This is a genomic window from Catenibacterium sp. co_0103 (assembly GCF_004168205.1).
Lineage (GTDB): Bacteria > Bacillota_I > Bacilli_A > Erysipelotrichales > Coprobacillaceae > Catenibacterium > Catenibacterium mitsuoka_A.
On the sequence record NZ_RCYB01000023.1, the window covers coordinates 1 to 22316 of the forward strand.

Genomic DNA, 22316 nt, shown 5'->3' on the forward strand with positions numbered 1-22316 from the left:
AAAAGACAATATAAGAATGTAGGAAAACCTACATTCTTATATTGTCCTAAACCTACATTTTTATATTGACTTTTGCAATATTGTACATCTACAACGCTACTTTTATACATGATATTTAATGCACCATTTACTCTTGCTATTCTTAATATAAAAAGACATGAATTGAAAACAGTCTAAAATATGGTAATAAAAGCGCAGAAAAAAAGTCATACACATTTGTGTATGACTCATGTTTTTATCCATTTAATGTATAGCCCTGTGAGTAGTAAACGACTACTGGCATACCAGTTGTAATAGTATTGTACATAGTACCTGCAAAACTTACTGGAAGGTTAACACATCCATGAGAACCACTAGACACATAAAGATTGCCACCAAAACTAGATCTCCAGTTTGCATCATGGAAACCAATACCTCTGTTAAATGGCATCCAATAACTTACAGGAGATTCATAAGGATACTTACCTGTAGCAGGATCCTTAGTACCTCTTAATACTCTATTACGTTCTTTAGAATAAATATAATATGTACCAGCTGGAGTATAACGATCTTTTGTCATCTTACCTGATACACAATCTGACTGAAGAACACACTGACCATTCTTATAAATCCATAGATGCTGACGAGATAAGTCAATTTCAACATAGTTACCACCAAGACCATAATTCTCAGTAGACTGTTCTTTAGCACTATAAGCAGGAGCTCTCTTAACAGCCTTACCAGCATTTAAATCTTCTTTAATCTTTGTGATTTCTTCTGTCTGATTCATCTTATAACCATAAGTACCACCATCTACAGTTCTTACACCTAAACCTGTTGCATTAAATGTATGTGTCTTACCAACAGTATTGGCTTTAGCTGCAAGTGTATAAACAAAGCTCTTCATACGTTTATTCCAGATTTCTTCGTTATAGCTATAAGTACCATCTTCATTCTTAACAAGCCATGTTAACATCTTTTCACTATTTAAGACTTCACTCAGATTGTTAGGTAGTTCATAAGTAATAGAAGTCTTTAAATATTTCTTTAATGTTTCAGCTTCAGCTTTAACAGTTTCAGTTGTTTTTCCAGGAACCTTATATGCATCCTTTACTTTAGCAACATTTAAACTAGTTTTCTGAAGACCAACAGCTTTATTCACTGCTTCATAAACAGTTTCCTTATTTAAGCTATTTCCAGCTTTTTCCTTTTCTACAGTAAAAGTACCATTTTCATACTTCATACGTGCATCTGTAGGAGCTATCTGGTTTTCATCCTTTAACTGATTCTTTCCATAAAGAACAGTCTTTAACTTATTTTCATCATAAGAAGTTTTAGTCTGAATAGTTTTCTTATTTCCCTTATGATTAAATAAGTAGTTCTTGAACCATGTGAATGAATCCTGTTTCTTCAACAACGCTTCAACCTGTCCATCAGGAACATAACTCATATTGATTTCTTTTGCTGAAATAGTTTCGGTAGTCTTATTTCTAAACTTCATTTCTAAAGTGTAGTTTAACTGATTTTCAGCAATCTTCTTTTCTGCATCTGCAACACTTAACTTACCTACATTTACATTATTAATATAAGTAGAAGGTAAGAAGCGATCACTATAAGCTGTACTCATATGATGAATATAGAGGAATACTGATAATCCAAGAATCACGAGTACAGATACAATAATTACAATAATCTTATTTCTTTTCTGCATATTTGTCATGTTATCTTTCTCTCCCTTACACTACTCCTTCTAATGCATTGATTATAGCAAACATTTGTAAAAAGGTAAATCAAGATTTGTGAAATGACTTAAAAATACACCACTTGTACAAAAGAAATTAGTTTTAACTTATTTATTTGTGAATAAATATTGCATAAATAGTGAGGTGTGATTGTTAGTACGTTGTGTGTAGTGACAAAGAATGTACAGAAATGTGTGTAGGTGATTCGAAAATAGTCTCTCTTAAATAAGCAATTCTTCAAATATTGGAGTATTAAATAGTATGGAGGATGTGACTATATGGCAATACCAACAAGTATTAAAACATTATTATCTGGCGATGTTGTTGAATGGGCAAGAATTGAATTAAAACAAACTTGGGATCCAGCAGCATCTTTGAAAACTATATGTGCATTTGCGAATGATCTTGATAATTGGGGCGGTGGATATATTATTGGAGTGCAAGAGGTTAATGGAAGACCCATTTATCCTTTAAAGGGTGTGCAACCAGAAAAGCTGGATTCTTTTCAAAAAAGTATTTTTGCGAAATGTAAGCTTCTTAGACCATCGTATACACCTATAATCAGCGTAGAAAAATATCAAGATAAGTATTTTATCGTTATATGGTGTCCAGGTGGAGATAATAGACCATATTCATCACCGAAAACGATGGAGAGAAATGATTAGGAGAAAACTATAAGTAACTGAATATATTGACTGTTATGTTTAAATATACTCATGGAAGAAGTGTTAAAATGAACACATCAATATCACAAATTATAAATCAAAAGATTTTGCTGAACTTCTTGGTGTATCTGTTAAGACATTATAACGTTGGGGCAGAGAAGGAACTTTAAAAGCGAACTGAACTCCAACTAATAGGCGTTATTACACATATGATCAGTATCTTCAATTCAAATGTACAAATATTGAAAATGATAAACATTAGGTGGTTATTTATGTCAGAGTGTCTACGAAGAATCAAAAAGATGATTTAATAAATCAAGTTGCATTTTTAAGACGGTTTTGTAATGTACAAAAGAGGAATTCTTGTAGAGCAGTGTATTGAAGAATATGGAAACTGTGTAACGATTTATTAGATGAAGTAATGAAACTAAAATCAAAAGCATAATTTGAATACCCACAAACCATAGGTTAGTGAAAATTAAATTTTATTAACGCCTAATAAACGGCGTTCATGAAGATGAACTTAATGCATAGATTTTCCATTTGTTCTATAATTAGATTAGAAATCAGATGAAGAACTCATGCAGGATATTGTTTCAATACCTCATGTGTTCTCCTGCAGGCTGCAATGGGTATCGTAAGTATAAAAAACTGTAGAAAGGGATGAGGAAATTGCTGAAGAGCTTCAAGACGGAAATAAATCCGACAGATGAGCAGAAAGTCAAGATTCGTAAAACAATAGGTACTTGCAGATTTATCTATAATTTCTATCTTGCTCATAATAAGGAGCTTCATGAAAATGGGGAAAAGTTTATGAGCAGCAGCCAATTCAGGGTATGGCTCAACAATGAGTTTCTTCCGAGCCATCCAGAATATTCATGGATCAAGGAGGCTTATTCAAAATTGGTAACACAGGCAGTAAATGACGGACAGAATGCATTTAAAAGATTCTTTGATCACAAGAGCGCCTTTCCAAAATTTAAGAAGAAAGGCAAATCTGATGTGAAAATGTATTTTGTAAGGAATAATCCAAAAGATTGCCTTTGCGAAAGACACAGACTCAAGATTCCGTCACTTGGCTGGGTCCGCATCAAAGAGAAAGGATATATTCCCACTACAAAGGATGGATACGTAATTAAAAGCGGTCATGTCTCAATAAAAGCTGACAGATACTATGTTTCAGTTCTTATAGAAATCAAGAATAAAAGGATAGCCAGTCATTCCAGTAAAGGAATTGGCATTGACCTTGGATTAAAGGACTTTGCGATTGTTTCTAATAGAAAGACTTATAAGAATATCAATAAATCTGAAAAATTAAGGAAGCTTGGAAAGAAGCTTATTCGAGAACAGAGAAGTCTTTCTCGAAAGTATGAAAATCTGAAGAAAGGAGGGTTCACTCAAAAAAGAAATATACAAAAACAAAGGCTTAAGATACAGAAACTTCATCATAGAATTGACAATATTCGTACTGACTACATCAATAAGATAATCGCAGAGATAGTGAAAACCAAGCCATCTTATATAACGATTGAAGATCTAAACGTATCAGGAATGATGAAGAACAAGCATCTTTCAAAGGCAGTTGCTTCGCAGAAGTTTTATGAATTTAGAACAAAACTTCAAGCTAAATGCAGGGAGAACGGAATTGAACTTCGAGTTGTAGATAGATGGTTCCCATCATCTAAGACTTGTCACTGCTGCAAACATATCAAGAAAGATTTAAAGCTTTCAGATAGACTTTTCAAATGTGATTGTGGCTATATCGAAGACAGAGATTTCAATGCTGCACTTAATCTGAGAGATGCTACAACCTACGAAGTTGCATAAATGAACGCAAACGTAGGTATGTACCGAAGGCTATTTCGGGAATTTACGACTATGGAGTGTACTAGGACCTGTGAGTAGATATGATTTCGGTCAATCCAAAGCATACACGATGATATAGTAAGTAATGTTCGTGAGAACTTACATTATCTCGATGTGAGTATATTTAATCACATTTCGAGTGGCAGCCGAAGTTGAGCAAAAAAAGGAACTGAAAGAAGTTTAGAGATACTTGATAAAATGAGAGAAAATCCTTTTGTAACACAGGTTAAGCTAATGGAAGAATTCAATCTAACCAGAAAACAGATTCAAAACATCATTCAATACTTGCGTTTAAATGGGTTAGTAGAAAGAGAAGGCTCTAATAGAAGTGGTAAATGGATAGTGAAGAAATAATATATTACCACATTTCCTGCACTGTATGATATTAGAAAAACATTGTATATATCAATGTTATTTTGATTGCTGATGAGAGTAACTGTTAAACACATTAACAAGTCACTTTTTTCATAGTTATTCAATATGTGTTATAATGTGGTCAAAGCGAGGTAATGCTATGAAAATATATTATGAAGTACATGGAAATGGTTACCCAATTATCTTATTACATGGTAATCAGGAAAATAGAAAAATATATGATCAATTAATCAAAGATTTAGAAAACGATTATCAATTAATCGCAATGGATTCACGTTATCATGGTAAATCTATTAAGAGTGGGCCTTTAACACTAGACCGTATGGCTCAGGATGTAATGGATGTCGCAAATGAACTAGATTTAGAAGAATATGATGTCATTGGCTTTAGTGATGGTGCGAATATCGCACTTACACTTGCAGGTAAAGATGACCGTTTAAAACATATGGCACTTCTTTCACCTAATGCCACTCCTCAAGGCATTAAATGGTATTATCGTCTCCATATGTATATGACATTACTCTTATTGCCAATATTCTGTATATATGATAAGAGATCAAGAATACGTTTTAAGCTCATTTCGTTTATGACAAAAGAGCCACATTTTACTGCAGATTACTTATCAGAACTTAAGATTCCAGCTTTATTACTATCTGGTGAACATGATGTAATCAAGGATTCTGATTTCACATTTATTCAGTCATCATTGCCTTATTGTGTACATAAGGTGATTAAAGGTTCACCACATTTCTTATTAGGTGATCAATATGATAAAACATTAAGAGAAATAAGGGGGTTTTTATATGCCTGTCATCACGAAGCATAATGTATTAGATATAAATAATGTTGTATTTGGAGATGGAACACCTAAGATTTGTCTTCCTATTGTAGATACAACTAAAGAAGATATTATTGATACTTTAGATTCTTATAAGGATTTAGATTATGATGTAGTAGAAATTAGACTTGATTTCTATGAAGGATTAAAAGAAGGACATTTGACAGATGCATTAGAAGAAATTAAGAAACATACAGATAAACTTGTATTAGGTACAATCCGTACTGTGAGTGAAGGAGGAGAAGGAGAACTTACTTCTCTAGAGTATATACATTGTATTAAAGAAATCTGTGATGCACATGTAGATCTAGTAGATATTGAGTTATCACAGGGATATGAATCTGTGATGGAACTTGTTCAGTATGCTCATAAGAAAGGTGTTCATGTTATTATGAGTGAACATCATTTTGAGGAAACACCATCAAGAGAAGATATGCAGGAAACACTAGAAAAGATGGAAATATTAGGGGCTGATTTACCTAAACTTGCTGTTATGCCTGAAAGTAAAGAAGACCTATTAACACTTCTAGAAGCCACTCTTTATTCAAGTCAGCGTTTAGGAAAACCTATTATTACTATGTCTATGGGTAAACTAGGACGGTTGTCACGTATGATGGGGGAATACTTTGGTTCATGTATGACCTTTGCGACAGCCAAGGATGAGAGTGCACCAGGACAGGTTCCTCTTGATGATTTAAAGAAAGTATTAGAGGTTCTACATGATTAATTTAGATCATGCGAAAAAGGCATTTGATAATTATGTCAATCGTTATGATTTCTCTATCCCACATATACATCTTAAATATGTGCATTCTTATAAAGTAATGGATGTTATGGGTGAACTATGTGATATGAAAGAAAAAACTGAAGAAAAAGAGTTATGTCTGCTAATCGGCCTATTACATGATATAGGTCGTTTTGAACAGTTTCGCTTATATCATTCTTTCCTAGATAGAGAAACAGTGGATCATGCAATGTATTCTTCTCATGTATTATTTGAGGAGGGACTTATTAGAGAGTTCATAGAAGAAGATACATATGACACTATTATTAAAAATGCTATAGAACAGCATAATAAATACAAAGTAGAAGAAGGCTTTAGTGACGAAGAACTCTTTTACATACATATGATTAGAGATGCAGATAAATTAGATCATTTTCGTGTTAAAGATGTAGAAAAGGATACAGTCTTACTAGGTGTGACTTATGAGGAAGCAGGAAAAGAATCTATAACTGATGAAGTCTATCAACAGTTCTGTAAACATCAACTTATTTATGCTCCTACAAGAAAAACACATTTAGACATGTGGATTTCTTATATTGCTTTTATATTTGATCTTTATTTTGATGAAAGTAAATCATATATTGAAAAAAATCACTATATTGAAAGAAGCTTTGATAAAATAAAAATAGAAGATCTAGAGATATTAAAGAAATATCGAGCGTTAGAAAAATGCGCACTAGAGTATATTAAAGGAGGATGCGTATGAGTTTACCAAAGGATTTCCTATGGGGTGGTGCTTTAGCAGCTCACCAGTTTGAAGGTGGTGTATTAGACACTACTAAAGGTTTAAGTGTTGCTGATGTAATGACAGGTGGTAACGTATCAACACCACGTGTGATTACTGATGGAGTAAAGGAAGGATTATATTATCCAAACCACATCGGCATTGATTTCTATCATCATTACAAGGAAGATATCAAGCTATTCGCAGAAATGGGCTTTAAATGCTTTAGAACATCTATTGCCTGGACAAGAATCTTCCCATTAGGTGATGAAGAAGAGCCTGATGAAGAAGGTTTACAGTTCTATGATGATGTATTTGATGAATTATTAAAATATGGTATTGAACCAGTCATTACATTATCTCACTTTGAAATGCCTTATCATCTTGCCAAGGAATATGGCGGATTCATGAACAGAAAGACTATTGATTTCTTTGTAAAGTTCGCAGAAGTATGTTTCAAGAGATATAAAGATAAAGTTAAATACTGGATGACTTTCAATGAAATCAACAACCAGATGAACTATAAGAATGATATTTTTGGATGGACTAACAGTGGTGCTCATTTTGGAAACTATGATAATCCAGAAGAAGCGATGTATCAGTGTGGTCATTATGAATTGGTAGCCAGTGCAAAGGCTGTGAAGATTGGTCATGAAATCAATCCTAACTTCTTAATCGGTAATATGATTGCAATGGTTCCTATTTATCCATTCTCTTGCCGTCCAGCAGATATGGTATTATCTACTGAAATGATGCATCAGAGATGGTTCTTCTGTGATGTACAGTGCCGTGGTCATTATCCACGTTATGCCTTAAAGATGTTTGAAAACAAAGGCTTTAACTTAGATATCACTGAAGAAGATAAAGAAGCTTTAGCTGCAGGTACAGTAGATTATATCGGATTCTCTTATTACATGACTAATACTGTAGACTCTACAGCACATAAAGATGTTTCTAAATCTTTAGATGGTTCTAGTGAACATTCTGTGGCTAACCCATTTATTAAAGTATCTGACTGGGGATGGGCTATTGATCCAGAAGGTTTGCGTTATGCTTTGAATCAGATGTATGAAAGATATGAAAAACCATTATTTATTGTAGAAAATGGTTTTGGTGCGATTGATAAGAAGGAAGAAGATGGCAGCTGTCATGACCCATATCGTGTAGATTACTTAAGAGCACATATTGAACAGATGAAGAAAGCTGTAGAAATTGATGGTGTAGACTTAATGGGTTATACACCATGGGGCTGCATTGACTGTGTCTCTTTTACTACAGGTGAAATGAAGAAACGTTATGGCTTTATCTATGTAGATCGTAACAACGATGGAAGCGGTACACTAGAAAGAAGTAAGAAAGATTCATTTAACTGGTATAAGAAAGTTGTTGCAAGCAATGGTGAAGATTTAGGTTAATTCGCTTTCAACATTGCGAAAAAAAGAAACCCATGAGAAATGCTTGACATTAGGCTCATGGGTTTTTATACTGTTTAAGGGTAAACATTCTTTATGTTTATCAATAATTAAAAAAACGTTGATATATTCAACATTTTTTCGTGTTAATAAATTATTTGTGAGATATTTTTTTATCTCAAGCATATTAGTTGCATGTGCAACTAATTTAGACTAATATAGAATTAGAAAAAATCTATTAGGTATTTCATCCTAATAGATTTTCTTATGAGGAGGGTAAATAACATGGAGGTAATCAAGAGAGATGGCTCAAAGGTAGCTTTTGATGGAAGTAAGATTGAAAATGCGATTTTAAAGGCTATGCGCTATGGCAGCGGTATTGTGAAACCTGAAATTGCATCTAAAATCTCACATGAAATTGAAGACTGGCATAAATCAAGTGGAGCAGCATCTATCAGCATTTATCGTATTGAAGGACAGGTTTTTGAAAAGTTAATTGAAAAAGGAGAAGTACTTACTGCCAAGGCTTATGAAGGCTATCGTAGGGTAAGAGAATTCCAGAGAGAAACTAATACAATTGATAATGCGATTTATGGTATTGTCAATCAGACTAATAAAGAAGCAATGGATGAAAACTCTAATAAAGATGCGACTGTATTAGCTACTCAGAGAGACTTAATTGCTGGTGAATTCTCTAGAGACTATTGTCGCCGTTTATTATTACCACCAAAGATTGTACAGGCACATGATGATGGTATTATTCATTTCCATGATATGGATTACTATATCCAGAAGATGCATAACTGCGATCTAGTAAACTTAAAGGATATGTTTGCGAATGGCACAGTTATTAATGATAAATTGATTGAAACACCTAAGTCTTTACAGACAGCATGTACTGTTGCAACTCAGATTGTTCAGCAGGTTGCTAATGGTCAGTATGGAGGACAGACAATCTCTATCTCTCATTTAGCACCTTATGTACGTGTATCATATAAGAAACATTTAAAGGCTGTAAGAAAAGAAGGCAAAGAAGTAGGTATTGATTATACAGAAGAACAGATTGAAAAGATTGCAAAGTCTCGTCTTCATGAAGAAATCAAAGCAGGTGTACAGACTATCCAGTATCAGATCAATACATTCTCTACAACTAATGGTCAGGCTCCATTCTTATCTATTTTCATGTATTTAAGAGAAGAACCAGACTATATTGAAGAAACAGCTTTATTAATTGAAGAAATCTTAAAACAGAGATATATCGGTATGAAGAATCCTGTGGGTGCTTATGTCACTCCAGCATTCCCTAAATTACTTTATGTATTGGATGATAATAATGTGCCTGATGATTCACAGTATCGTTATTTAACAGATTTAGCGGTTAAATGTGTATCTAAGCGTATGATGCCTGATTTCATCAGCGCAAAGATCATGAGAGAAAACTATGAAGGACAAGTATTCCCTTGTATGGGATGTCGTTCATTCTTATCTCCATGGAAGAATGAAAAAGGTGAATATCAGTGGTATGGTCGTTTTAACCAGGGTGTAGTTACACTTAACTTAACTGATGTTGGTTTATCAGCTAACAAGAATATGGATTCATTCTGGAAGATTCTAGATGAACGTTTAGATTTATGTTATGAAGCATTAATGTTAAGACATGAAAGCTTAAAGGGTACTCCTTCAGATATTTCTCCAATTCATTGGCAGTATGGTGCCATCGCAAGATTAAAACCAGGAGAAAAGATTGATTCATTATTAGATACTTGTTATTCTACATTATCATTAGGTTATATTGGTTTATATGAATGTGTAGTGGCATTAATTGGTCAGTCTCATACTACTGAAGAAGGCGATGCATTAGCTCTTGAAATTATGCAGAAATTAAGAAATGCATGTGATAAATGGAAGAAGGATACAGGTTTAGGATTTGCCTTATATGGTACTCCTGCAGAATCAACTACTTATACATTAGCACGTGCATTAAAGAAGAGATTTGGAGTCGTGCCTGGTGTAACAGATAAAGACTATATTACTAACTCTTATCATGTCAATGTAAGAGAACATATTGATGCATTCTCTAAATTAGGCTTTGAAGCAAAGTTCCAGAAGATTTCTTCTGGAGGAGCTATTAGTTATGTAGAAGTGACTAATATGACAAATAACTTTGATGCCATGAAAGAATTAATTAACTATATGTATGAAACAATTCAATACGCTGAAATCAATACTAAGTCTGACTATTGTCAGGAATGTGGTTTCTCTGGAGAAATCTTATTAGATGAAAACAATGAATGGTATTGTCCTAACTGTGGTAATAGAAACCATAAGACATTAAATGTATGTCGTAGAACATGTGGTTATCTTGGTGATAACTTCTGGAATAAGGGACGTACACAGGAAATCAAAGAACGTTTTGTACATTTAGATAATAGAGTATATCAGGAAAATAACTAGGAAAGCCTTGTGTCATTAAGGGTTTAAGAGATAACCGTGATTGGTTATCTCTTTTTAATTTAAAAGACTGTGAAAACCACAGCCTTATTTAAGAACCTTACGTTTTGTAGACGAAGGAATATTTAATTGTTGTCTATATTTGACAATGACTCGACGTGAACAATGTAGTTCTAGCTCTTCTAGTTTCTTTAGAATTTGGTTATCCGAAAGTGGATGTTCTTTATCTTCACTATCAACTAATTCAACAATAGCCTTTTTAATAGAATCGCTACTATCTCCTGAAGCAGTTTGAGAAACAAGAAGTTGTTTAAGAGGATAAACCTCACCATTAAAGCTGTAGTACTTATTATTTAATGTACGTGAAATAGTAGATTCATGGAATCCTGTTTCACTTGCAAGTTGTGATAAAGTACATGGATATAATTCATCATCGTATAAGAAATAACCACTCTGGATATCAACTAAAGCATTTGCGACAAATAATACTGTTTGATTTCTCTTTGTGAGATTTTCAATTAAGAAATGTGCATCATTAAAATAAGATTTCATATTTTCATCATTCTTTACCTTCTCATAAAGAAGATCATTTACGATGAGTTCAGGTTGATTGATAGGAGTAATCATAATATTAGAATCTTCTACCTCTATTAAAATATCTGGGGAGATATAATCATCCTGGGATGAACTATACATATTACATGGGAATGGATTACAAGAACGTATTTCATAAAATAAATGGTCTATCTCTTCTTTTTTTAATCCTGTTTTCTGTTTAATAAGTGAATAGTTCTGAGTTAAGATAACATCCTGATAATCTCTAAATAGTGTATAGCTTTTTGTTTTATTATTATTTTTTAATTGAATGATAATTGAATCAATAGCATCAGTAGCTCCAACACCATTTGGTTCAAAAGAACGTAATATATCTAAATGAGCATCAAGCATTTCTCTGTCTATATCTAAATCAGTGAGATATTGATTAATAGGGTAGGATAAGAACCCACTATCATCTAATGATTCAATCAAATAATCCATCAAATCTTCATTATATGGACGAGTACATGCACTTAACTGTAAATAGAGATCATCTTTTAAAGAACGTTTATTAGAAATACTTTCAATAAATTGCTGAGTATCATAGTTTTTAGGTGATTTTAGTTCTAAAAAAGGATTTGTTTCTAATACTTGTTGAACAACTTTATTGATATCATCAATGTTGTCAGTAAGGAAATCTAACGATTTTAAAAGTTTTTGATTTAATTTTAATGTTTGTTTTAATGTTTGAATATATTGCATTTTTTGTTTCATATTCATCACCCCTCACTATTATATAGCAAAATCCGTGCCAATTAATGTATGGATATTTAATAGAAAAGTATAACGAATAACGATTGTTGCACACAAGTTTTATTTGTTTTATCATGAACGATGAGGTGATTTCATTGAAAGAAAAAATAATGTTGTTGATTAATGGAAGAATGGATCAAAATTCATATGAAGAATGTCAATCCATCCAATTATCAAAAGAATTAAAACTAAGTAGAAATCAAGTGACTAGATTATTAAATGAACTATTTAATGACAAGAAGCTTATTAAAATCAAGACAAGCCCTGTTTTATATCTTTCAAGAGGTTCTCTTGAAAGTAAGTATAAGAAGAAGCTCTCATCAGATGAATACAAATCATTAGATGAATTGGAAGCTGAATTAAACAATCAGACAGAATTAAAGAACTTCGAAAAGCTTATTGGGTCTAATGAAAGCATGTATCAGATTGTAGAGAAGATTAAGGCAACAGTATCTTACCCTCCAGTAGGATTACCTATGTTGTTTTATGGACCAACTGGTACAGGTAAATCATTTATGGCTAAACTTACGTATGAATATTGTGTAGACACAGGCTTAATTGATGCATCTAAGAATTTTGTACAGGTGAACTGTTCAGAGTATGCTAATAACCCAGAACTACTCACAGCGAATCTGTTTGGCTATAAAAAAGGTGCTTTTACAGGTGCAGAAAGTGATAACTTAGGTTTATTACATTTTGCGGATGGTGGAGTATTATTCTTAGACGAAGTGCATTGTTTAAATGCTGAATGTCAGGAAAAATTATTCCTTTATATGGACCAGGGAATCTATCACTTAGTAGGTGATAATAATAAGTGGTATAAATCTAAATGTAGAATTATATTTGCGACAACAGAAGTTCCACAAAAAGCATTATTAAAAACATTCCTCAGACGTATTCCAGTTATTCTTACAATTCCATCTCTTGCACAAAGAGGAGAAAATGAAAAGCTAGAACTCATGTATAGCTTTTTGAAGAACGAAGAGAAGCGTGTTGGTAAAACAATTCTTATTTCATCTAACGTTTATGAGTTGTTACTGAATCACACATTTGTAGGTAATATTGGTGAACTGACTAATACTATTCAGGCAAGCTGTGTGAGTGCATTATATAAAAGTAATTCAGATACGTTAGAAATACATGCTTATGATTTACCTGACAGTATTAGAAATAGTATAGATGTTTCCTCTATGATTATGAAGAAGCATAAACTTGTGTCTCTTAACACACTTCTTCCTGTATCAGATCAGGGGATCATTAAAGATTTTTATCAATCATTAATTAATCTTAAAAGAGATCAGTCATTTGCAGTAAATGCACAGAATACTGTAGATAGATATTTTGAGAAGCTTATATTTAATGATAATCGTGCAGATTCAATTGATTATCTTACAAACTATCTAGAAAAGATATTTAATAATATCACTGAACATTATGGCTTTAGGACTTCACATAATGAGTTGATTGCACTTGCGACATATGTCTCAGAATTCTCTAAGAATACATATCTCACAAATAACTGGATCAATGAGAATTATGATGAAGTAAAAAACTTAAAGAAATATCTAAAACTAGAATTTCATCGTGAATATGAAATAGGACAGGAAGTTTCTCATTACTTAAAGAATAATATGAATCAGGATATTGATGAGTTTGTAGAATGTATTATCTGTATTTGTATGATTAAGTATTTTGCACATTCTGGTGAAGATCTCACAATTGCGGTTATTATTGCGCATGGTTATTCAACTGCAAGTTCTATTGCAGAAGCAGCCAATAGAATGTTGAATAGTTATATATTTGATGCGATTGATATGCCGTTAGATGTGGATGTACAAATTATTACAAGAAAGATCAATGATTACATTGCACATGTTGGAAATATCTCAAAACTTTATTTATTAGTTGATATGGGTTCTCTTGAAGAAATATATCAGGGATTAGATACAAGTAATGCAGATATTGCCTTAGTAAACAATATTAATACTAAATGTGCGTTAGAAATAGGACAGGGAATTAAACTCAATAAAACAGTGACTGAAGTAATTGATTCTATTCTTAAGGAAAACATCTATAAAACGCATATAGAACTTAAGAAAAAGAAAGACCCTATTGTAATCTGTTCTTGTGCATCAGGAGTTGGTACAGCGAATAAGATCAAAGAAATCTTATTCAATTCTTTACCTGAAGATTCTAATTTAAAGATTATTACTTATGATTATCCTGCTTTAATACGTAAACAGGTCTGTGATCAGTTAATGAATGATTATGAGGTTGTATGTGTCATTGGAACACTTGATCCAAATATTGAATCTATGAAATATATAGGTATACAGGAATTGATTATTAATGAGGGTCAGAATGCGATAGAAGTATATTTTGGAAAGTATATGACTCAAGCTCAGATGGAGGTATTCGAAAAGAATATCTTACGTAATTTCACATTATCCAATGTTATGAATAACTTAACTATATTAAATCCAGATAAACTACTAGAACATGTAGCGAAAGCAATTGATCATCTACAGAATATCTTACATAAGAGATTTAAGAATAGAACATGCTTTGGATTATATGTTCATATCTGTTGTCTTGTAGAAAGATTAGTTACAAGACAAGCTATTTCAAACTTTACTGATCAAGACTTTAAAGAAAAGCATCAAGAGTTTATAGATCAAGTAAATATCTCAATGAAAGAAGTTAAAACATACTACAATGTTGAGATTCCAGATGAAGAAATAGAATATATATACAACTATATTATTAATGATTAGTGTGCTATTAATTGGCACACTTTTTGCTTGTTTAAAAGTGGAAGTTAGTTGTACAGATTGAGCGTAAGAATCTATAAACTGGCATGAAGCTTGCTTGAGTATAAGTGGAAGCTGGTTATGCAGATCAAGCGTAAAGATCTGTAAACTGGCACGAAGCTTGCTTGAGTATAAGTGGAAGTTAGTTGTACAGATTGAGCGTAAGAATCTATAAACTGGCATGAAGCTTGCTTGAGTATAAGTGGAAGCTGGTTATGCAGATCAAGCGTAAAGATCTGTAAACTGGCACGAAGCTTGCTTGAGTATAAGTGGAAGTTAGTTGTACAGATTGAGCGTAAGAATCTATAAACTGGCACGAAGCTTGCTTGAGTATAAGTGGAAGCTGGTTATGCAGATCAAGCGTAAAGATCTGTAAACTGGCACGAAGCTTGCTTAAGCATAAGTGGAAGCTAGTTCTACAGACTGAACGTAATTGATCTACAAACTGGCACGAAGCTTGCATGAACTAAAACGAAAAGAAAGGAGTGCAGAGAATATGGCAAAAATCATACTTGCATCACACGGAGGACTATCTAAAGGGATGAAAGATTCAGTTTCTATGATTGTTGGAGATTTAGCTAAGGATATAGAAACATATAGCTTGCTTCCTGGACAAAATCCTGAAGACTTTTATCAAGAAGTTTTGAAAGAAGTAAAAGAGAGTGATGAACAAATCTTAATCTTGTGTGATATCAAAGGTGGAAGTGTTCACACAGCTTTATCTAAACTTGCAGTATTAGATAATGTAATGGTCTTCTCAGGAATGAACATGGGATTAGTATTAGATGCAGTAATGAAAGGCTTGAACGGAAAACTTGAATTAGCAGAAGCAAACGATTTAATCGAAGCAGCTAAAGATGGAATGACTGTTATGAATGGAATAACAAGCGAAGATGATGAAGATTTCTAATAGGAGGAGAAGAAAATGATTAAATTATTAAGAGTGGATCACAGATTGTTACATGGTCAAGTTGCTTTTTCTTGGAAAAATGCAGTTGAAGCAGATTGTATCTTAATTGCATGCGATGCAGTTATGAAAGATGATTTAAGAAAAACTTCAATCAAGATGGCAAAACCAAGTGGTGTTAAATTAGTTATCAAAAGTATGGATGATGCAGTAAAAGCAATCAACAGTGGTGTTACAGACAAATATAAATTATTAACTGTAGTTGAATCTATTAAGGATGCTGAAAGATTGTGTAAAGAATGCAACATCAAAAAGTTAAATCTTGGTGGTACTAAGGCAACTGCTGAAACTCGTAATATTTCAAAAGCAATGAATATTACACCAGCAGAAGAAACAATTTTAAAAGGATTATGTGAATCAGGCGTGGATGTAACAATTCAGATGGTTCCAGAAGATAATCCAGTAAATGTAGAAAAAGTTTTATAGGAGGAGAAATATGTTACTACAAGCAATTTTACTTGGCTTGGTAGCAATGCTTGGAAATGCTGAGTATTTGTTCGGTACAAGTTTGTTGTCAAGACCATTGGTTATGGGTACTTTAACAGGTATTGTACTTGGTGATGTGCAAACAGGTGTTACTTTAGGTGCAACATTAGAATTAGCATTTATGGGAGCTTTCTCAATCGGTGCTAGTATTCCACCTGAAATGATTTCAGGAACTGTATTAGGAACAGCTTTCACAATTACAACAGGAGCTGGGCCAGAAACTGCATTGACTGTAGGTTTACCAGTTGCTTCATTAGTTTTAATTGCAAAGAACGTTGGAATGGTATTCATCTTACCTCCATTTGTTCATAAAGCAGATAAATATGCGGCTGAAGGAAATATGGCTGGAGTTGCTAGAATGCACTTATTAGGTGGATTCTTCGGTGTTAACTTAATTATCGGTGTGATTGTAGGATGTGGTTACTATGCTGGTGGACCAGCTGTACAGGCTTTATTAAATGTCATTCCTAAATGGATTTCAAATGGTTTACAGATCACAATGGGATTATTACCTGCAATTGGGTTCGGTTTATTATTAATGATGATTATGGACAAAGAAGTTGCATGTTTCTTCTTCTTAGGATTCGCACTAAGCGTATACTTAAAGATTCCAGTAACAGCAATCGCAATTTTTGGAGTTATCATTGCTATCGTATTAACTCAGTTACGTAGTAATTCAACTCAAACAGCAACAGAAGGAGGAGTAGATGAAGATGACGACTTCTAATAAATTAACTAAAAAAGAGTTAAATCAAGTATTCTGGCGTTCATTCGGTTTGGAATGGTCTTGGAACTATGAAAGACAGATGAATATGTCATACTGCTATAGTATGTTACCAGTTATCAAAAAGTTATATCCAAATAAAGAAGATCAAGTTGCAGCTATGAAACGTCACTTGGAATTCTTCAACACAACTCCACAATTGGCAACATTAATCTTAGGTATTAGTGCTGCTATGGAAGAAAGTAACGCAAATGATCCTGAATTTGATACAGAAAGTATCAACAATGTAAAGGTTTCATTAATGGGACCTTTAGCAGGTATTGGTGATTCATTCATCTGGGGAACATTACGTATTATCGCTACTGGTGTTGGTTTATCTCTAGCAAATCAAGGAAATATCTTAGGACCTATCTTATTCTTATTAATCTTCAACCTTCCAGCTCAGGGATTACGTTATTATTTAATGAATGCTGGTTATAAATTAGGTAGTGGATTCTTGGCTAAGATCCAGCAGAATGGATTAATGTCAAAACTTACTTATGCAGCAAGTGTTTTAGGATTGATGGTTGTTGGTGGTATGACTGCTGAAAACGTATCAATCAGTTTCCCATTGAAGTTTGGTTCTGGTAATGAAGCAACTACATTGAATTCTGTATTCAATAATATCATGCCTGGTTTAATGCCATTATTATTCACATTACTAGTTTACTACTTATTGAAAAAGAAAAATGTTAAGACAACTACATTATTGTTAATCTGCGTTGTGATCGGATTAGTCGGAGCATTCTTTGGTATTTTAGGTTGTTAATAAATTTTAAAAAAATGATAAATTTTAAAAAAAACGGAGGAAAAGAAAATGGAAATGATTAAATTTAATGAACAGGAAAAAATCGATAGCGTAAATGGCGCATTAGCTTTACGCCCTCAGATCAACGAAATCGTTGATGAAATCTGCGAACATGGATATTCAAACATCTGCTGGTTAGGTGTTGGTGGTACTTGGGCAAGTGCTATGCAGGCTACAGTACACATGAAAGAAATGAGTGCTATTGAAACTTGGGCAGAAAATGCTGCTGAATACTTAACTACAGGAAACAAACGTATTACTAAAGATACAGTTGTTATTATCTCATCTGTATCTGGAAACACTAAAGAAGTCGTTGATGCTATCAAGAAAATCAAAGCTGAAGTTGGTGCTACAGTTATCTCATTTGTTGATGCTAAAGAAGCTATCTTATTAGATTTAGGAGACTACAAGATCTCTTACCCAATGAACGAACAGTTAAAGTTCTTCATGGTTGCTGACCGTTTCATGTTCAACAATGGTGAATTAGAAGACTACGATGATATGTATGCTGAATTTGACAAATACTTAGCAGAAGATTTAGTAGAAGTTGAAAAGAAAGCTGAACCATTCGCTATTGAATTCGCTAAAAAACACTGGAATGATGAAATGCACTACTTTGTAGGTGCTGGAAACCAGTGGGGTGCTACTTACTCATATGCAATGTGCTATTGGGAAGAACAGTTATGGTTAAAAACTAAATCAATCACATCAAATGAATTCTTCCATGGTATGTTTGAAATCGTAACTAAAGAAACTCCAGTTACTATCTATATTGGTGAAGATGCTCAGCGTCCATTATCTGAACGTGTAGCTAACTTTATTCCAAGAATTTGTGCAAACTACACAATCATTGACACTAAAGATTACGAATTAAAGGGAATTAGTGAAAAATATCGTAAACACTTATCTCACCATGTAATGCATGCTGTAAACAACAGAATTGATGTTCATATGGAAATCGAAACTCGTCACCCTATGGAAATCCGTCGTTACTACAGAAGATTAGAATACTAAAATATAAAGGGTGGATTTATTCCACCTTTTATACCTTAATTGGGGGTATATTATGAATAAATTAACAATGCTTGATTATGTTAAAGAAACACCAGGCGTATTAAGAACAAATATTGAACAGTATACTACACTAGTTGATCCATTGATGAAGGAAGTGCAACAAAAAGAAATCAAACGTATTTTACTTGTTGCTTCTGGATCAAGTCATAATGCTTGTTATTGTGCTAGAAGTTTTGTGGAAAAAGTAAGTGGTTTAGAAGTTAGAATCATTACTCCATATACATTTACGTACTATGAAAATGATATTAAAGAGAACGACTTAGTTTTAGTGGTTACACAGAGTGGTTTAAGTACAAATGCAATCGAAGCATTAAAAATCATTAAGAAAAAAGAATGTAAAGCTATTTGTTTAACAGGAAATAAAAACAGCGATGTAAAAGATGTTGCGGATGTTGTAATTGAATACGGTGTGGGCGAAGAATTAGTTGGCTATGTCACAAAAGGTGTTTCTTCACTTGCGCTATTCTTAGATTTATTTGCAATTGCATATTCTGGAAAGACTGAATATTTGGATGAATTAAAGAAAGCAGCTGATTTAAATGAAGAAATGATTGATCAGGCTACAAACTTTATTCAGCGACATTATAAGAATTTCACATCTATGTCCTGGGTTTACAGTTGTGGAGCGGGTGCCAATTATGGAACAGCACTTGAAAGTGCATTAAAAATGGGTGAAACCATTCATATTCCAAGTTGCTGCTATGAAATTGAAGAGTATATTCATGGACCAAACCTTCAATTAACGCCACAATACAATGTGATTTTCTTTGATGGAAACGATAGTGCAAGTCGACGCGTAGAACAAGTATATAAGGCTACGCGAAAAGTAACTAATCGAGCTTATTTAATTTCAAACAATCCTCAATTATCAAGTGATGATCATGTTTTAAGTTTGAGTGATACTGTATCAAGTGAATTATGTCCACTTGTATATCTACCATTTGTACAATTATTAAGCTTTATTGTTTCAAATGACTTACACTCTATTTATCAACATCCATTATTAAAAGAATTTAAGGCTATTGCAGCTGCTAAAACGGAGAATTTTGTGAATTATGATGGAGACGATTAAAACTGTTATTTTTGATATGGATGGTGTGATCTTTGATAGTGAAACCATGTATATAAATGATTTGATAAGATTTTTTAAACAGCATGATATAGAAATACAAGTAAGTGATTGTATTCCTCTTATTGGTATTGATAGTAAATTATATTATGAGCAAGCATATAGAATGTGGAATGAAAAAACTGATTTCATGACATTTAAAAATATGCTTCAAGAATATTTTCGTTCATTTGATTGTGATTATAAAGCGGTAGTTAGACCTCAGATCTATCCTGTTTTAGAACACTTAAGTAAACATTATAAAATAGCGTTAGCGTCCTCTTCTAGTTTATATAGTATTAATAATGCGTTGGATCAGGCTGGTTTAAAAAAGTATTTTTCACTTATAGTAAGTGGTGAACAATTCAAAGAAAGTAAACCAAATCCAGAAATATATTTATATACAATCAAAGAATTGAATGTGAATAAAGATGAAGCTATTATTATTGAGGATTCATCTAAAGGAATATTAGCTGCAAATAGAGCTGGTATTAAGGTATTGGCTTTAAAAGATGATAAGTTTGGCTTAGATCAGAGTCAGGCAGATATAATTATTGATGAATTAAATGATATTATAAAGTTGATTGAGAAAGGGGCATAAAAGTATGAATGCTATGTTAATTGTCGCTATAGTGATTGCTATTATTGGTACTATTCCAGTAATCATCAGAAAGAAACTCCTAAAAAATTATCTAACATTACTCCAAAACAATGATATCAAGGCAATAAAAGACTTAATGGCAACTCAACTAGCTAAGATATGTATTCCTCTATTTAATAGGGAATATTTACTTTTAAATGCTTATCTAAAAGTAAATGATAACAAACAAATAGATACTCAAGTAAACAATATAATGGATCATGTTCCTATGAATTCTAAGCAGAAGTCTGCTCTTGCAAAATCAGTATTCTATATATATGTAGATAAGAAGAATGCATCTATGATTGATCGTTTGTTGGAAATGGTTAGCACGACAAATGATCATGCCCTATATAGACAGATGGATATGGTTAATGATACTTTGATTAGTGGTGGAATTAAGTATTATGATGAATTAAAATCTGATCTAGAAGATGTAGAATATACTAAAAACAATGAAGATACTCCCTATCTTGAATTCTTATTATCAGTTATCTACAAGAATATGGGTAATGAATCAAAAAGCAAGGAATATAAGAATAAAGCCTTAGAAGACAGTAAAGGAACTGTATATGAATCTTTAATTAAATCCCAAAATTAATAGGATGATTGAGAAAATCTCGCACTGAAAGACAACTTAATGGTTGTCTTTTTTTGTGTTTATCACTATAAATTATCTATGTCAAATATATTTGATAGACATATAAGTAGTTATATGACAAGATAATCACGAAAGGGAGTGGAAAGATATGGAAATAGGCAAACAATTAAAAGAAGCACGTATCAAATCTCATCTTACCCAAGAAATGGTGTCAGAAAAAATAAATGTTTCAAGACAGACAATCTCTAATTGGGAAAATGAGAAGTCTTATCCTGATATTATAAACATTATAGAACTAAGTAATCTCTATTCTATTACTCTTGATGAACTTATAAAGGGAGATGAAAGAATGATCGAACATCTAGAAGAAAGCACAAATATAGTAAGAAGCAGTAAACAACTGATAGGCGCAATATTATTGAATATATTTGTTGTGATTCTATTAATTACATTAGGCATGTTCTTGCCAGATAGTAAGTATTATCTAGTTGTTGTATTCTGCTTAGCTGTAGTAAGTTCATCATTATTGTTGTATCAAATTATTAAGTGTATATAAGGAGGATTCTATGAATAATATATTATTTGCGATATGTATGGCAATTACTCTTGTAGGAACTATGGAAACAACATATCAAATATATAAGTTGATTGTATTAGATGCTTCAGCGTGAGGACTTAAACATCCTAGATTATGGGGTTTACTTGCAATAAATGGAAATAACTCAAGTGGATTATTATTCTATTTACTTAGAAGAAGAAAATATCCATTAAAGAATATAGATGAACATCAAAGAACACTGATAAGCAAAAGAAAGAAATCAGCAGGTATAGGTCTTCTATTTGTTGTAATAGGTATAATTGGACTCATATTAT

Annotated in this window: 20 protein-coding genes; 18 read left to right on the forward strand and 2 right to left on the reverse strand. The window is 32.6% G+C overall.

The window, feature by feature from the left end; all coding sequences use genetic code 11:
- Positions 1-235: 235 nt before the first annotated feature.
- A complete protein-coding gene (locus EAI80_RS05545; RefSeq protein ID WP_129981256.1) occupies positions 236-1699 on the reverse strand; it encodes a L,D-transpeptidase family protein in 1464 nt (487 codons plus the stop codon).
- A gap of 300 nt (positions 1700-1999) precedes the next feature.
- Here EAI80_RS05545 and EAI80_RS05550 point away from each other — a divergent pair, with 300 nt between their 5' ends.
- The 8 genes from EAI80_RS05550 to nrdD all read left to right on the forward strand — a co-directional run bounded on the left by EAI80_RS05550 (position 2000) and on the right by nrdD (position 10839).
- Entirely contained in the window at positions 2000-2386 is a 387-nt protein-coding gene (locus tag EAI80_RS05550; RefSeq protein WP_202976607.1) for an ATP-binding protein, read from the forward strand.
- 663 nt (positions 2387-3049) lie between these two features.
- Positions 3050-4213 carry an RNA-guided endonuclease TnpB family protein gene (locus tag EAI80_RS05565; RefSeq protein ID WP_129981257.1) on the forward strand — a complete coding sequence of 388 codons (1164 nt, stop codon included), beginning with the start codon at positions 3050-3052 and terminating at the stop codon, positions 4211-4213.
- Positions 4214-4450: 237 nt separating this feature from the next.
- A complete protein-coding gene (locus tag EAI80_RS05570) occupies positions 4451-4606 on the forward strand; it encodes a hypothetical protein (protein ID WP_192924009.1) in 156 nt (51 codons plus the stop codon).
- 160 nt (positions 4607-4766) lie between these two features.
- Positions 4767-5453, forward strand: a complete 687-nt coding sequence (locus tag EAI80_RS05575; protein ID WP_129981258.1) for an alpha/beta hydrolase — start codon at positions 4767-4769, stop codon at positions 5451-5453.
- Entirely contained in the window at positions 5431-6192 is a 762-nt protein-coding gene (aroD, locus tag EAI80_RS05580) for a type I 3-dehydroquinate dehydratase (protein WP_129981259.1), read from the forward strand. Before EAI80_RS05575 ends, aroD begins: the two co-directional genes overlap by 23 nt.
- Positions 6185-6955, forward strand: a complete 771-nt coding sequence (locus EAI80_RS05585; RefSeq protein WP_129981260.1) for an HD domain-containing protein — start codon at positions 6185-6187, stop codon at positions 6953-6955. Before aroD ends, EAI80_RS05585 begins: the two co-directional genes overlap by 8 nt.
- A complete protein-coding gene (locus tag EAI80_RS05590; RefSeq protein WP_129981261.1) occupies positions 6952-8388 on the forward strand; it encodes a 6-phospho-beta-glucosidase in 1437 nt (478 codons plus the stop codon). The genes EAI80_RS05585 and EAI80_RS05590 overlap by 4 nt, the downstream gene beginning before the upstream one ends.
- Before the next feature lie 282 nt (positions 8389-8670).
- Positions 8671-10839 carry an anaerobic ribonucleoside-triphosphate reductase gene (gene nrdD / locus EAI80_RS05595; protein ID WP_129981262.1) on the forward strand — a complete coding sequence of 723 codons (2169 nt, stop codon included), beginning with the start codon at positions 8671-8673 and terminating at the stop codon, positions 10837-10839.
- A gap of 84 nt (positions 10840-10923) precedes the next feature.
- Here nrdD and EAI80_RS05600 read toward each other — a convergent pair whose 3' ends face one another.
- Positions 10924-12147, reverse strand: a complete 1224-nt coding sequence (locus EAI80_RS05600) for an RNA polymerase subunit sigma-54 (RefSeq protein WP_129981263.1) — start codon at positions 12145-12147, stop codon at positions 10924-10926.
- 125 nt (positions 12148-12272) lie between these two features.
- Between EAI80_RS05600 and EAI80_RS05605 the strand changes: the two genes are divergently transcribed.
- The 10 genes from EAI80_RS05605 (at position 12273) to EAI80_RS05650 (ending at position 21999) form a co-directional block, all read left to right on the forward strand.
- Positions 12273-14960: a sigma 54-interacting transcriptional regulator gene (locus tag EAI80_RS05605; RefSeq protein ID WP_238634458.1), complete on the forward strand. Its 2688-nt coding sequence runs from the start codon at positions 12273-12275 to the stop codon at positions 14958-14960.
- A 532-nt stretch (positions 14961-15492) separates the two neighbouring features.
- A complete protein-coding gene (locus EAI80_RS05610) occupies positions 15493-15906 on the forward strand; it encodes a hypothetical protein (RefSeq protein WP_129981265.1) in 414 nt (137 codons plus the stop codon).
- 15 nt (positions 15907-15921) lie between these two features.
- Positions 15922-16389, forward strand: a complete 468-nt coding sequence (locus EAI80_RS05615; RefSeq protein WP_006504553.1) for a PTS sugar transporter subunit IIB — start codon at positions 15922-15924, stop codon at positions 16387-16389.
- Positions 16390-16399: 10 nt separating this feature from the next.
- Positions 16400-17176: a PTS sugar transporter subunit IIC gene (locus tag EAI80_RS05620; protein ID WP_129981266.1), complete on the forward strand. Its 777-nt coding sequence runs from the start codon at positions 16400-16402 to the stop codon at positions 17174-17176.
- On the forward strand, positions 17163-17981 hold the full coding sequence (locus EAI80_RS05625; RefSeq protein WP_040389581.1) for a PTS system mannose/fructose/sorbose family transporter subunit IID: 819 nt from the start codon (positions 17163-17165) through the stop codon (positions 17979-17981). The genes EAI80_RS05620 and EAI80_RS05625 overlap by 14 nt, the downstream gene beginning before the upstream one ends.
- 48 nt (positions 17982-18029) lie before the next feature.
- Positions 18030-19034 (forward strand): SIS domain-containing protein, encoded by a 1005-nt coding sequence (locus EAI80_RS05630; protein WP_117459017.1) that lies wholly within the window; start codon positions 18030-18032, stop codon positions 19032-19034.
- A gap of 52 nt (positions 19035-19086) precedes the next feature.
- Positions 19087-20166, forward strand: a complete 1080-nt coding sequence (locus EAI80_RS05635; RefSeq protein WP_129981267.1) for an SIS domain-containing protein — start codon at positions 19087-19089, stop codon at positions 20164-20166.
- Positions 20150-20803 carry an HAD family phosphatase gene (locus EAI80_RS05640; protein ID WP_129981268.1) on the forward strand — a complete coding sequence of 218 codons (654 nt, stop codon included), beginning with the start codon at positions 20150-20152 and terminating at the stop codon, positions 20801-20803. Before EAI80_RS05635 ends, EAI80_RS05640 begins: the two co-directional genes overlap by 17 nt.
- A 4-nt stretch (positions 20804-20807) precedes the next feature.
- Entirely contained in the window at positions 20808-21443 is a 636-nt protein-coding gene (locus tag EAI80_RS05645; RefSeq protein ID WP_129981269.1) for a hypothetical protein, read from the forward strand.
- 148 nt (positions 21444-21591) lie between these two features.
- The gene (locus tag EAI80_RS05650; RefSeq protein WP_129981270.1) at positions 21592-21999 is read left to right on the forward strand and encodes a helix-turn-helix transcriptional regulator; all 408 of its coding nucleotides are present in this window, start codon (positions 21592-21594) and stop codon (positions 21997-21999) included.
- Positions 22000-22316 lie beyond the last annotated feature (317 nt).